Genomic DNA, 12,215 nt, shown 5'->3' with positions numbered 1-12,215 from the left:
ACATCAGATCAAGGTCCAATCGCCTCGCCAAGCGGCAAGAACGGCGATCAGGGCATTGGCCACGGCATGGGCGGTTATGGCATCAGCCAGCCGCCCTTTCCTTATATAGAGCGCTGAAAAGATGACCCCGGCAACCCCGGCCTCGATCCAGCGGCCATGCAACAGGGCAAAGGCCGCGGCAGACAAGGCGATCGCCAGAATACGGCGCGGCCAAGTGCCATCGTCGATCCGGGTTTGCAGGTAGCCGCGGAAAAACAACTCTTCGATCAGCGGCACGAAAACCACCGTGCCAAGGATGCGTACCGCCGCCCAAGCCGCGAAAACCGCCGGCGTGAGTGCGGTAAGCGCCGACGCGGGCGTTTCGGGCGCAGGGGCCATCAGGACCCACCCGACCCCAATCGCAAGCCCCGCCAGCAGAGCCAACCAAGAGGGCCGCGCGAAATAAGCTCTCAGAGGGCGGCGTACATACCAAAGCGCCCCCGCCATGCCCAGAACCTGCAAGGGATAGCCCAGTTCGGGCGCCTGCCAGAAGGCATTCACCACGATCCCCGACAGCATGAAAACCACGAAAGGCAGGATGCGGGCCGCCATACCGTCATGTGACAGGGGCGTGGCACCCCAGGCTGCCGCTTCTTTATGAAGCCAGCGAAGCTTGCTCACCGCGATCAGGACCCCGATGGCCAGAGCCGTGAAAAACAGCCAGCCTGCAAAACTGTGAAAGCCGTTCACGGCCAATTCGGGCGAGGCATGGGCGCCGATGAGGATCAACACGGTAATCCGCACCACGTTGAGAAGCCAACTCAGGAAAATCGATACCGGCCAGACCACCAGCCAGAACCGCCCCATTCGCAGGGTATCGCGAAAGAGCATGGCGTAGAGCCCCAGAAAGGCCGTAATCAGGGCAAACCCCTCGATCCCCGAACAGCTGTCAGCCACCGCTACAAGAAAACCGTTGGTGCCGATGATCTGGGCCTCGGGATTCACCACTGGCATACCGGACAGAAGCGTCAGAAGGACCGCCACACCAAAAAAGGTGATCTCGGTCAGCACCTGCCAATACCACAGCGGCGCCACCAAATCGGCGACATCCGGCAGTACAAGAGCCACCACGCTCAGCCCCAGAAGCTCGCGCCAGCGCGGTCGCAGCCATGCCCGCCAATCACCGGGCCGCGCCAGCCAGAAAAGCCCTCCCACTGCGGCCATGGCACCACCGGCCACCAGCACAGGGAAGATCAGGCCAAACATCGTGTTCATCTCGGCCTGGGGCACCAGAAGCAGCGGCAGGAAGGCCACCCCGAGGCCAACCGCGTGCAGGATCATCCATGGCGTGCCCGCCTCTTGCGAAGCGGCCATGGCCGCAAAGTCACGCCGGGCCGGAGATCGTGCCCAAAGGTAAATGCCCACCATACAGCCAAAGCACATGGTCCGCACCACGGTACCGCGCAAACCGCGGCAGGCCACCTCAAGGCTGGTCAATCGGCACTCGACCGAGGCCAGAACCTGAAAGGCAACCACGATCGCCACCAGCTCCGCCGCGAATAGCATCCAGATCCAGACCGCCCGTTGCGGCATCTTGAAGGACTCCACTTGTGTCATGCGCGCCACCCTGTTCCCAGACCGTGGTCAAAAGATGGAGATTGCAAGGAAATTACGGTGTCGTCAGGCCGCCTCGTCCGCTTGTTGGCGCCGCCACAGAGCGGCATAGCGCCCCTGTCTTGCCAAGAGATCCGCGTGAGTGCCCGCTTCGACGATGCGGCCCTCTTCAAGCACCACGATCCGGTCGGCATCGGCCACCGTGGACAGACGATGCGCGATGGTGATGACGGTACGCCCCTCACCTGCACGCTTCAGCGCGCCTTGGATGTCACGCTCGGTCTCGGTGTCCAGCGCGCTTGTCGCCTCATCGAGAAGCAGGATCGGCGGGTTCTTGAGAAGGGTCCGGGCAATGCCGACGCGCTGTTTCTCGCCGCCCGAGAGTTTCAGGCCGCGTTCGCCTACCTGTGTATTGTAGCCGTCTGGCAGGCCTTGGATGAAGTCATGGATTTGCGCGGCCTTGGCGGCCTCCTCGATCTCGGCCTGAGTCGCCCCGTCACGACCATAGGCAATGTTATAGCCCACGGTATCGTTGAACAGCACGGTATCCTGCGGCACCACGCCGATGGCGGCGTGCAGGCTGTCCTGCGTCACGTCGCGCAGGTCCTGACCGTCGATCCGCAACGCGCCGCCCTGCACATCGTAAAACCGGAAAAGCAGCCGGCCGATGGTGGATTTCCCCGAGCCCGAAGGCCCGACCACAGCCACGGTTTCCCCCGGGCCTACGCGCAGATCGACCCCTTTCAGGATCGGGCGTTCGGGGTTATACCCAAACTCCACGCTCTCAAGCTGAACCTCACCACCTTTAACATTCAGAACCTTGGCATCAGATTTATCCACGACATCCGGCGCTTGTTCTAACAATCCGAACATTTCCCCCATATCAACGAGGGATTGCCGAATTTCGCGATACACGGTTCCCAGAAAGTTCAGCGGCATGGTGATCTGGACCATGTAGGCGTTCACCATGACGAAGTCCCCCACGGTCAAACTGCCGTTCTGCACGCCGAGTGCGGCCATCACCATGACCGCGACCAACCCGCTTGTGATCAGCAGGGATTGCCCGAAATTCAGGAACGCCAGTGAATAGGAGGTTTGCAGCGCCGCCGCCTCATACCCCTCCATCGCCGCGTCATAGCGCGAGGCCTCGCGCTCTTCGGCGCCAAAGTACTTGACCGTTTCGAAATTCAACAGGCTGTCGATGGCCTTTTGGTTGGCGTCGGTGTCCTGATCGTTCATCCGCTTGCGCAGCTTCACGCGCCATTCGGTCACCTTGAAGGTGAACCCCACATAGGCGGCGATCACCCCCACGACCACCGCGAGATACCAGAAATCGAACAGCGTCCAGAGGACGATGCTGATCAAGAGCAATTCCAGCACCAGTGGCCCGATGGAAAACAGCAGGAACCGTAAGAGGAACTCGACGCCTTTCACCCCGCGCTCGATGATGCGGCTGAGGCCGCCGGTCTTGCGGGTGATGTGATAGCGCAGGGACATGCGGTGAATATGCGTGAAGGTCTCAAGCGCAAGTTGCCGCAGGGCACGTTGTGCCACGCGGGCAAAGATCACGTCCCTAAGCTGTTGAAATCCCACGTTCATCAGACGCGCCATGCCATAGGCCACCGTCAGGCCCACGGCCCCCGCGCCCAGCATCCAGGCCGGGTTTTGCCCCTCGCCCGCCAGCGCATCCACGGCGGCCTTGTAGAAATAGGGCGTGCCCACCGCCACGAGCTTGGCGAAGAAAAGCGTAAGCAATGCCAGAACCACGCGGCGCTTCACCCATGTCTGCCCCTCGGGCCACAGGTAAGGCACGACCCGGCGGATCGTGGACCAGCCATTGGCGGGCATTTCGGTTGTTGTCAGGGTGTTGCGGCGCATGGATCGGCCTGTCTTGAATATACCGTCCACAGATAGGCCGCGACGGGCCGAAAGGCCACCCCTGCCTTCAGTCGCCCTCGGGCACCGTAAAGACCTGTCCGGGATAAATCAGGTCCGGGTCGCGTATGCGGTCTCGGTTGGCCTCGTAGATGCGGACATACATGGTGCCTTCACCATAGTTGCGACGCGAAATGGCCCAGAGAGTCGAGCCTGGCTGGACCGTCACGGCCCGCACGCTTTGATCTAGATCGCCTTGAGTGGCCACAACCTCCTCGGCCTCGCGTTTGAAGGGGGTTTCGACGCGCGACGTTACCTGCCCCCCGGCGTCCATCTCATCGACGCGAAGGGTATAGACCCCTGTATCGATGCTTGGCAGGTCGGTGCGCCACGCCCCGTCCTCGGTGATACGAGATGAGGTCACGGCCTTGTTGTCGAGGTAAATCCGGACGAACCCCTGCCCCTGACCCCGTCCCGTAAGGCGCACGTCTCCATCCTCGGCATAGGTGATGGCATCGAGTGCCACACCTTCCATGACCTCGGGGGACGTCGCCTGTGGGGCAGCGGTTTGCAGCACTTCAACCCCACTGGCATTGGACAGAAGAACCGTCTGGGCCGGAGGTTTTTTCCCATCTGCTTCAAAAGGTTGAGTGGAGGTCGCCGCGAGATCGGGTGCATCCTTCGCAGTTGTGTCCGGGGCAGGTTGCTCCGGTGCGGCGACTGGTATCTCAGGCGCATCCGAACCTTCGATCGTAGCGACCTGCGAAGGCGCTGACATCGGTGCCACGATGATCTCATCCTTGGAGGCAAGCGATGCCGTTCCATCCGGTGCATACATGGTCAAGGTCAGGACACGCGCATCTGAACTGAGCGCGATATCGTCAAAGGCCACGAAGGCCCCATCGGGTTCGGTGGGCACCCGCGTCAATTCCGTGCCATCCAGAAGCACGGCCACGTCCCAACCTGCCGTGGCCTGCCCCGCCACCAGCAAAGCCCCGTCAGGCGACAAGCGGAAATTGGAAATCCGGGGGGCCTCGGGCATATCCACCGGGGCCGCTGCTTCAGCCGTGGGTTGGTCGGGCTCCGAGGGCGACACATGGTTTTCGTCTTTCAAAACAACAGGTTCAGCCGTTTCCACAGGGGTGTCTCGGGTCAATATCCCCGATCCCCAGAGCCCAAGGCCACCGCCGATGACAACGACCACCGCCGCTGTCATCGCAAGCCCCTGTCCACTAGCCAGTCCACCGAGTTTGCTCATGCTCTTCCCCCTGTGAGACGTCCCCACGCCACACGCTTGCCGGACCATAGCAACAAGGCTATCACTGGTCAAAACAACCCTTTGACAAACGGGGACAATTTCATGTCAACACATTCGGTCTGTGTCTTTTGCGGCTCACGCGCGGGGGGCAAGCCCGCCTATGAAGCCGAGGCCACCCGGCTTGGCGCCTTGCTTGCCGAAGCTGGGTATCGCCTCGTTTACGGAGCGGGGGACGTTGGATTGATGGGGGCCGTGGCGCGGGCGGCGCAAACTGCGGGTGGCGAGACCTTCGGCGTGATCCCCGAGCATCTGGTGCGCTGGGAAGTGGGCAAGACCGACCTGACCCGTTACGTGGTGACCGAAACCATGCATGAACGCAAGAAAGTGATGTTCATGAATTCGGACGTGATCGTGGTTCTGCCCGGGGGCGCCGGGTCATTGGACGAGTTTTTCGAGGTTCTGACATGGCGGCAACTGGGCCTTCATGAAAAGCCGATTTATCTATTGAATACAGATGGCTACTGGACGCCCCTCATGCGATTGATGAACCACGTGATCGACGAAGGGTTCGCCGATGCAAGCCTGCTTGGGTTCATCGAGGAAATCGAGGATGTTCAAGAACTGATGGCGGCCCTGCGCGCGGCCCTGTCCTGACGCAGGGCCGAGGTGGTATAGAGCGCCAAAGCCGTCCAGATCATACCGAAGGCAATGGCGTGCCAGACACTAAAGACTTCGCGGAAAATCAGTGTCGCAACAAGGAATTGCAGGCTGGGGTTCAAGTACTGGACAAGCCCGATGGTCGACAGCATCACGCGCTTGGTGGCGTAGCTGAACAGGATCAGGGGAAGGCCGGTGAGGATGCCGGAAAAGGCCAATAGAAGGCTGTCGTGCCAGTTGGTGGCGAAGGTGCCGCCGCCTTGGCCGTGCACGATGCCAAGAACCGCGATGGCGATGGGCGACAGCATCAGAACCTCGGCCGTGACCGAGACCACGGGCCCGACGGAAAGGCCTTTCTTTACAACACCGTACATACCAAAGCTCATGGCCAGGACGAGGGCGATCCATGGGGCCACACCGAGGCCCGCCGTCAGGGTCACGACCGCCAATCCGGCCAGCATGACGGCCATGAGTTGCACCCGGCCCAACCGTTCCTTGAAGACGATGGCACCCATGATGACGCTGACCAGAGGGAAGATGTAGTAGCCCAGGGACGCCTCGACCGCTTTCCCTAGTTGAATCGAGGTGATGAAGGTAAACCAGTTGAGCGAGATGAGAAGCGCCGCCGCGCCGATCACCGCCGCCGAACGGCGGGTGCCCACGGCGGATACCAGCATGTGAAACCGGCCTTGAACGATCAGGACCAAGGCGAAAAAAACCAATGACCACAGGGTTCTATGGGCCAATATCTCGATTGGCGGGATATGTTCGAGCAATTTGTAATAGATGGCCGAAAGACCCCAGATGGTGCAACAAGACACCATTGCAAGAACACCTTTGACCGGCTCGCGCATCATCATTCCCGTTCGTTTTGGCCACGCTCAAGGGGTGGGGTATGGCGCGCGGAATGGCAAGCGGGAAACCGTACGAGTCGTACGTTTTGTACGCGCGTTTCGTACGAAAATCGGGCGATGATTTCGGGCGATCGTACGACTCGTACGTTTAAACCCTTTGCTAACCTTTGGATGGCATCTTGAAACCCAGCAACAGATCGGGAATCGGGATGGAAACGGGCATCGACACACCGCAACACGACACGATCCGACCGGCAGCGTCACAAAATGGCCTGCCCGGATCTCATCGAGAGTCTCATTCAGACGTTGGGCACCTGCGCGGACCTCCCGGCTGACCATACGGTGCCTTGGGGCTAAGCCCTTGTGTCTTGGCAGCGAGCCTACCGAGGCGCCCTGTTTGGATCGGGGCAGGCCCGGTACAGCGGATCGGGACATCGTTACGGTGAACTTTGCATCGCGGGGCAGGTGTTGCCCCCAAGGCCAGCGGACACCCCCGGCACGTAAGCGTTTCGCAAAATGCCAGGCACCACACAGTCGGTGCTCGCGCTTCTACCGGTGGCTGCTATCCTACAGCGTTCGTCCAAAACCTGAACCACTGGATTTTGGCGAAATGTGCGCAACGCTCATATGTTGCGCGGCGCCCCGCCCCATTCCTGTCTCAGGTATAAGGCGGGACGCTTCAGGTACAAAGCGAAATGCGGTGCGTGTATCAAGGCCATCAATAGTGGCCGTGCTTGACCAAAAGACGAGAGGCACATCGAGGCCGTGACCCAGTTCAGGCCCAGATCCCCGCGTGAACGTCAGGCGTTGTTCATGGTTTAAACCCCGGGCTGACTTGATCCGCCCAAGCCCCGGCCGCGCCCTTACAGGTTCGGATCGAATTCCTTTTTGAGCATGGTCTCGACCTTGTCGAGCGGGTGGTTCGTGAGATCCTTGGCCAATTCACCGACGATGCGAGTCTCGACCTCCTTGTGGAGTGTCTTGCGCAACTGGCCCAGAACCCGGGACGAGGCCACCAGAACGATCCGGTCAAATGCCCCCTTGTGCGCGTAAGCATAAAGCTTGTCCGCCAGATCATCGGCAAAACGCTCCTTGGCCAGTTCGTGCCAGTCGGTGTCATCCATCGCGGAAAGCTGATGCTCTGCACCATCGTGCATCCGCCCGGGGCGATTGGCGGATTGTTCAAAGTCCGAGGGGTTATCCTGTTCCTCTTTTTTCACGACCTCGAACCCCGGATTGATTGCGTCCAAGGTATTTCTGAGAAAGAGGGCTTTTTCGCCATCGGCAATCAGAACCCATGTTCCGTTTGTCAAAACTGGCATCTTTGTCTTCTCCCCGATCTGTGCCGCCATCCCCCTTTCCCATGTCCGTGAGGCGGTGCATCCCGCCCGGAGGTGGCTGGCACGGTTTCATTCGTTACGGGCCGCAATCTTGCGGGCAAGATTGCCTTAGGCGCGGACCACCCAGAGGGGCGTTGCCAGCGTGCCAAGACTTGGCCCACAGGTGCCGCGTCTATCTGTTGCCCTTGGACATTTTATCATTCTTGCCTCGGTCGCGTCGATGTCATTGATGAAACGCAAACCCGGTGGCACAGATTTTTTTTTAAAAAAAACGCCCCCCGGCCAGCAGGGGCCGAGGGGCGCGGTGAACAGTCGTTCAAACTCGCGATTACATGCGCGAGGCGACGTTTTCCCAATTCACGAGGTTGTTCAGGAAGTTGTCGAGGTAGGCCGGACGCTTGTTGCGGAAGTCGATGTAGTAGGAGTGCTCCCACACGTCACAGCCCAGAAGCGCGGTCTGGCCGAAGCAGAGCGGGTTCACGCCGTTTTCGGTCTTGGTGACCTTGAGCGAACCGTCGCTGTCTTTCACAAGCCACGCCCAGCCCGAGCCGAATTGACCCGCACCTGCGGCGGCGAATTGCGATTTGAATTCATCGACCGAGCCAAAGCTTTCGGTGAGCGCTTTTTCCAAGTCACCGGGCATCCCGGTGCCGCCCGGCGCCATCATTTCCCAGAACTGGGTGTGGTTCCAGTGCTGCGAGGCGTTGTTGAAGATACCCGACTGGGCGATCGCCTTGGCGTCGTAGGTGCCCTTGATGATCTCTTCGACGGATTTTCCATCCCACTCGGTCCCGGCGATGGCCTTGTTGCCATTGTCCACATAGGCCTTGTGGTGGATGTCGTGGTGGTATTCCAGGGTTTCGCGGCTCATGCCGTGGTCGGCAAGGGCGTCATGCGAATAGGGAAGATCGGGAAGTTCAAAAGCCATGAGGGCCCCCTGTTCGTTTTGAAAATTCATATGCCACTACATGGTAGCCTTGACCCGGTAAGGTCAAGGCCCAAAGGCGCATAAATCCATCTAAAACCGTCAGGAAAAGAGCCCGACCTCGCCACCTTCGGCCACCGCGTCGCGCAGCAGGTTGAAGGTGTATTCGGCCACCGAGCGGAAGCAGACGATCTGCACCGTTTCGGCATCGGGCATCCAGATGGCGGCGGGGATTTGCGCCATGCGGCTACGACGGAACATGCCCGGCTCAAACTCACCCGGGGTCATGTCGACCGGGCAGAGCTTGGCCAGTGCTTCGCGAACCCCGCCCCCGGTGCCGGTGACGCGGAACATGGCACGCGCATCCGAGACGTTGACGGCAAGGAAGTGTTCGCCTTGCAGCGCGGTTTCGATCGCGGCCAGCGTGTCGGTCACGCTGTCGTAGCCCACCATGATGAGCAGTTCATCGGGCGACATCCATGCCACCGCGCCGCCCTCGCCCGCGTTGATGGTGCGGGTGGCGGGGATGTCCTGCCCGGTGGCCTCCTTGACGGCTTTCTTCACCTTGTCCGAGGCCAGATCGCCGCGCAGGGTGATCATGCCCTGAAGGCCCATCTCTTCGACGCGGGCAAAGCCCTGTACGGTGGCGCCATTGAGGGCGCTGACAGCTGCGTTAGACATTCTGCTTTTCTCCGTCCTTGTCAAAGAAGACCTGATCGACGATTTTCGCCTTGACCACGGTGCCATCCACCTTGGGGAAATCGAGCACTTCGCCCATGCGGTCGGGCCCGTTGTGGACAAGGCCCATGGCGATGCCACGGCCCAGCGTGGGCGAGTGGTAGGTCGAGGTGACCCGGCCCTGCACGTTGCGCTGCCCGTTGGCATTGGTGCCTTCGGCCACGGCATAGGCACCGTCGGGCAGGACGCTGCCATCGGTGGTTTCCAGCCCCACCAGTTTCCAGCGGTTGGGATCGGCCATGAAGGAGCGTTCCTGCGCGCGTTTGCCCAGGTAATCCTCTTTCTTCTTGGAAATGGCCCAGTGCATCATCAGGTCCTGGGGAATGACGGTACCGTCGGTTTCATCACCGATCATGATGAAACCTTTCTCGGCCCGCATCACGTGCAGTCCTTCGGTACCGTATGGGGTCACGCCGTACTCTTCCCCAGCCTGCATCAACCTGTCCCAAAGAGCGCGCCCCTGGCTGGCAGGCACGGAGACTTCATAACTCAACTCTCCAGAGAATGAAATGCGGTAAACTCGCGCAGTGGTGTTATTCAGCGTGATGTCCTTCCAGCCCATGAAGCTCAGGCCTTCGGCGCTGATGTCGTCATCGGTGAGCTTTTGCAGGGTTTCACGGGATTTGGGGCCGACAACGCCGATCTGGGCGTATTGTTCGGTGACATTGGCGGTGTAAACCTTCCAGTCCCACCATTCGGTTTGCAGCCATTCCTCCATGTGGGCGTGGATCGATTCGGCCCCGCCGGTGGTGGTGTGGCACAGGAAGGTATCCTCGTCGATTCGCGCCACGACGCCGTCATCCATGAGGAAGCCGTTCTCGCCGCACATCAGGCCATAACGACAGCGGCCCGGTTTCAGGGTCGACATCATGTTGGTGTAGAGCATGTCGAGGAACTTGCCCGCGTCGGGGCCCTTGACGATGATCTTGCCAAGCGTCGAGGCATCCAGCAGTCCGAGGCTTTCGCGAGTCTGGGTGATCTCGCGGTTGACGGCCTCTTCGACGCTTTCCCCCGGTTTCTGGAAGGTATAGGGGCGGCGCCATGCGCCCACCGGCTCCCAATGGGCGCCGTTCTCGTCGTGCCAGTCGTGCATGGGCGATTTGCGGATCGGCTGGAAGGTGTCGCCGATGGCATTGCCCGCGATGGAGGACAGCGAAATCGGCGTATAGGGCGGCCGGAAGGTGGTGGTCCCGGTCTGCGGGATCGCCTGCCCGAGCGCATCCGAGAGAATCGCCAGACCGTTGATATTGCTGAGTTTCCCCTGATCGGTGGCCATGCCGAGCGTGGTATAGCGCTTGGCGTGCTCGACCGACTCGAAGCCCTCGCGGGCGGCCAGTTGCACGTCCGACACCTTCACGTCGTTCTGGTAATCGAGCCATGCTTTCATGCGCAGCTTGATGTTGGCGCCCTGCGGCATCAGCCAGACGGGTTCGATGGGGGCATATTGCGGTGTCTCACCTGCCGGGGCCTTGGTGGCCTTGCCCTTGTGGCCCGTCGCGGTGGCGGCGGCCTGCCCGGCGGCTTGCGCATCGCTCAGGGTGTCGGCAAGGCCGAACATGCCGTTGGCCGCGCCGGTGGCAATGACGAAGGGTTTGCCATCGTCGCCGGTCGGCGCCTTGTCGGAGTCGGGGCGGAACATGGCCTCATCCTCGTCCCAGAGGAGTTTGCCGCCGCAATGCGACCAGAGGTGCACGACCGGCGACCAGCCACCCGACATGGCGACCGCATCGCACTTGACCTCTTCCAGCACGGCGCCTTCGCCGGCCTGCGCACAGATGGCCACGCCTTCGACGCGCTTGTTGCCCTTGACCTTGGCGATGCCTTTGCCGGTCTCGACGCGAATACCCATCTCGCGGGCACGGTCGGCCAGAGCCCCACCGCCCGAAGCGCGGGCATCGAGGATCACCGGCACATCAAGGCCGATTTCCTTGAGGGTGATCGCGGTGAGGTAGGCATCGTCGTTATTGGTGACAACGACAGTGCGGTCGCCGATCGACACGCCGTAGTTGACCGCGTAGTCGCGCACGGCGGAGGCCAGCATCACGCCGGGAATGTCGTTGCCTGCAAAGCTGAGCGGACGTTCGATGGCGCCAGTAGCGGTGACGACCTGCCCCGCGCGGATACGCCAGAGGCGATGCCGGGGACCCTTGGCCTCGGGCGTGTGATCGTTCACGCGCTCGTAGCCCAGAACATAGCCGTGGTCATAGACGCCCGCCGCCATCATCCGGTTGCGCAGGGTGACGTTGGGCATGTCGCGCAACTCGGCCAGCGTGGCCTCGACGAAGGCCTCGGGGGTGTCGCCGTCGATGGTGCCGCCATCCACGGGGGCGCGACCGCCCCAGTGGGGGTCTTGTTCCATCAGCAGGACCTTGGCCCCGGCCTGCCCCGCCGATCTGGCGGCCTGAAGCCCGGCGACGCCGCCGCCGATTACCACCACGTCGTAGAAGGCGTAGAAATGTTCATAGCGGTCCTGATCGCGGTCGCGCGGCGCCTTGCCCAGACCCGCCGACTGGCGGATGAAGGGCTCATAGACGTGCTTCCACAGGGGGCGCGGATGCATGAACATCTTGTAATAGAAGCCCGCGGGCAGGAAGCGCGCGAAAAGCTTGGAGTTGATGACGCCTACGTCGAATTCGAGGCTGGGCCAGTGGTTCTGCGAGGCGCAGGTCAGACCATCGAAAAGCTCGGTCGTGGTGACGCGCTGGTTGGGTTCGAACTTGTTGTTCTCGCCCAGACCGACGAGCGCGTTAGGTTCTTCCCCACCCGAGGCGACGATGCCGCGCGGGCGGTGATACTTGAAGGACCGCCCGACGAGCATCTGATCATTGGCGAGAAGCGCGGAGGCGAGCGTATCGCCCTCGACGCCCTTCAACTGTTTGCCGTTGAAAGAGAAGCCCAGCGTGCGGGATTTATTGAGAAGGCGGCCGCCAGTGGCGAGACGTGTGCTCATGTCCTAGGCCCTCGTGCCAGTGGTG

General features: G+C 61.3%; 9 protein-coding genes. 1 reads left to right on the top strand and 8 read right to left on the bottom strand.

Translation table 11 applies throughout. The features are described 5' to 3' along the window. Window positions 1-3: 3 nt before the first annotated feature. From xrtE to FDP25_RS13245, 3 genes are all read right to left on the bottom strand, one after another. Complete coding sequence (xrtE, locus tag FDP25_RS13255) at window positions 4-1,596, bottom strand: exosortase E/protease, VPEID-CTERM system (protein WP_246175840.1); 1,593 nt, start codon at window positions 1,594-1,596, stop codon at window positions 4-6. A 63-nt stretch (window positions 1,597-1,659) separates the two neighbouring features. Continuing rightward, window positions 1,660-3,471, bottom strand: a complete 1,812-nt coding sequence (locus FDP25_RS13250; protein WP_154152561.1) for an ABCB family ABC transporter ATP-binding protein/permease — start codon at window positions 3,469-3,471, stop codon at window positions 1,660-1,662. 67 nt (window positions 3,472-3,538) lie between these two features. Next, window positions 3,539-4,726: a LysM peptidoglycan-binding domain-containing protein gene (locus FDP25_RS13245; protein ID WP_172982801.1), complete on the bottom strand. Its 1,188-nt coding sequence runs from the start codon at window positions 4,724-4,726 to the stop codon at window positions 3,539-3,541. A 102-nt stretch (window positions 4,727-4,828) separates the two neighbouring features. Here FDP25_RS13245 and FDP25_RS13240 point away from each other — a divergent pair, with 102 nt between their 5' ends. After that, complete coding sequence (locus tag FDP25_RS13240) at window positions 4,829-5,380, top strand: LOG family protein (protein ID WP_154152555.1); 552 nt, start codon at window positions 4,829-4,831, stop codon at window positions 5,378-5,380. Here FDP25_RS13240 and rarD read toward each other — a convergent pair. The 5 genes from rarD to FDP25_RS13215 all read right to left on the bottom strand — a co-directional run bounded on the left by rarD (window position 5,341) and on the right by FDP25_RS13215 (window position 12,190). Then, window positions 5,341-6,237: an EamA family transporter RarD gene (rarD, locus tag FDP25_RS13235; RefSeq protein ID WP_154153492.1), complete on the bottom strand. Its 897-nt coding sequence runs from the start codon at window positions 6,235-6,237 to the stop codon at window positions 5,341-5,343. The two genes, FDP25_RS13240 and rarD, sit on opposite strands and share 40 nt — an antisense overlap. Before the next feature lie 863 nt (window positions 6,238-7,100). Next, window positions 7,101-7,559: a host attachment family protein gene (locus tag FDP25_RS13230; protein WP_154152552.1), complete on the bottom strand. Its 459-nt coding sequence runs from the start codon at window positions 7,557-7,559 to the stop codon at window positions 7,101-7,103. Between the two features lie 346 nt (window positions 7,560-7,905). After that, window positions 7,906-8,505 carry a superoxide dismutase gene (locus FDP25_RS13225; protein ID WP_154152549.1) on the bottom strand — a complete coding sequence of 200 codons (600 nt, stop codon included), beginning with the start codon at window positions 8,503-8,505 and terminating at the stop codon, window positions 7,906-7,908. A 99-nt stretch (window positions 8,506-8,604) separates the two neighbouring features. Next, window positions 8,605-9,183 (bottom strand): sarcosine oxidase subunit gamma, encoded by a 579-nt coding sequence (locus FDP25_RS13220; RefSeq protein WP_154152546.1) that lies wholly within the window; start codon window positions 9,181-9,183, stop codon window positions 8,605-8,607. Next, the gene (locus FDP25_RS13215; protein ID WP_154152543.1) at window positions 9,176-12,190 is read right to left on the bottom strand and encodes a sarcosine oxidase subunit alpha family protein; all 3,015 of its coding nucleotides are present in this window, start codon (window positions 12,188-12,190) and stop codon (window positions 9,176-9,178) included. The genes FDP25_RS13220 and FDP25_RS13215 overlap by 8 nt, the downstream gene beginning before the upstream one ends. Window positions 12,191-12,215: the final 25 nt, after the last annotated feature.

Origin of the sequence: Roseovarius bejariae (assembly GCF_009669325.1) — a bacterium.
Lineage (GTDB): Bacteria > Pseudomonadota > Alphaproteobacteria > Rhodobacterales > Rhodobacteraceae > Roseovarius > Roseovarius bejariae.
This window is presented reverse-complemented; position numbering and strand designations above follow the sequence as displayed.

Bases quoted from the DNA above. Each gene is read 5' to 3' on its own strand.
- FDP25_RS13230 (WP_154152552.1), bottom strand. From the start codon at position 7,559: ATGCCAGTTTTGACAAACGGAACATGGGTTCTGATTGCCGATGGCGAA.
- FDP25_RS13215 (WP_154152543.1), bottom strand. From the start codon at position 12,190: ATGAGCACACGTCTCGCCACTGGCGGCCGCCTTCTCAATAAATCCCGC.
- FDP25_RS13220 (WP_154152546.1), bottom strand. From the start codon at position 9,183: ATGTCTAACGCAGCTGTCAGCGCCCTCAATGGCGCCACCGTACAGGGC.
- FDP25_RS13245 (WP_172982801.1), bottom strand. From the start codon at position 4,726: ATGAGCAAACTCGGTGGACTGGCTAGTGGACAGGGGCTTGCGATGACA.
- xrtE (WP_246175840.1), bottom strand. From the start codon at position 1,596: ATGACACAAGTGGAGTCCTTCAAGATGCCGCAACGGGCGGTCTGGATC.
- rarD (WP_154153492.1), bottom strand. From the start codon at position 6,237: ATGCGCGAGCCGGTCAAAGGTGTTCTTGCAATGGTGTCTTGTTGCACC.
- FDP25_RS13240 (WP_154152555.1), top strand. From the start codon at position 4,829: ATGTCAACACATTCGGTCTGTGTCTTTTGCGGCTCACGCGCGGGGGGC.
- FDP25_RS13225 (WP_154152549.1), bottom strand. From the start codon at position 8,505: ATGGCTTTTGAACTTCCCGATCTTCCCTATTCGCATGACGCCCTTGCC.
- FDP25_RS13250 (WP_154152561.1), bottom strand. From the start codon at position 3,471: ATGCGCCGCAACACCCTGACAACAACCGAAATGCCCGCCAATGGCTGG.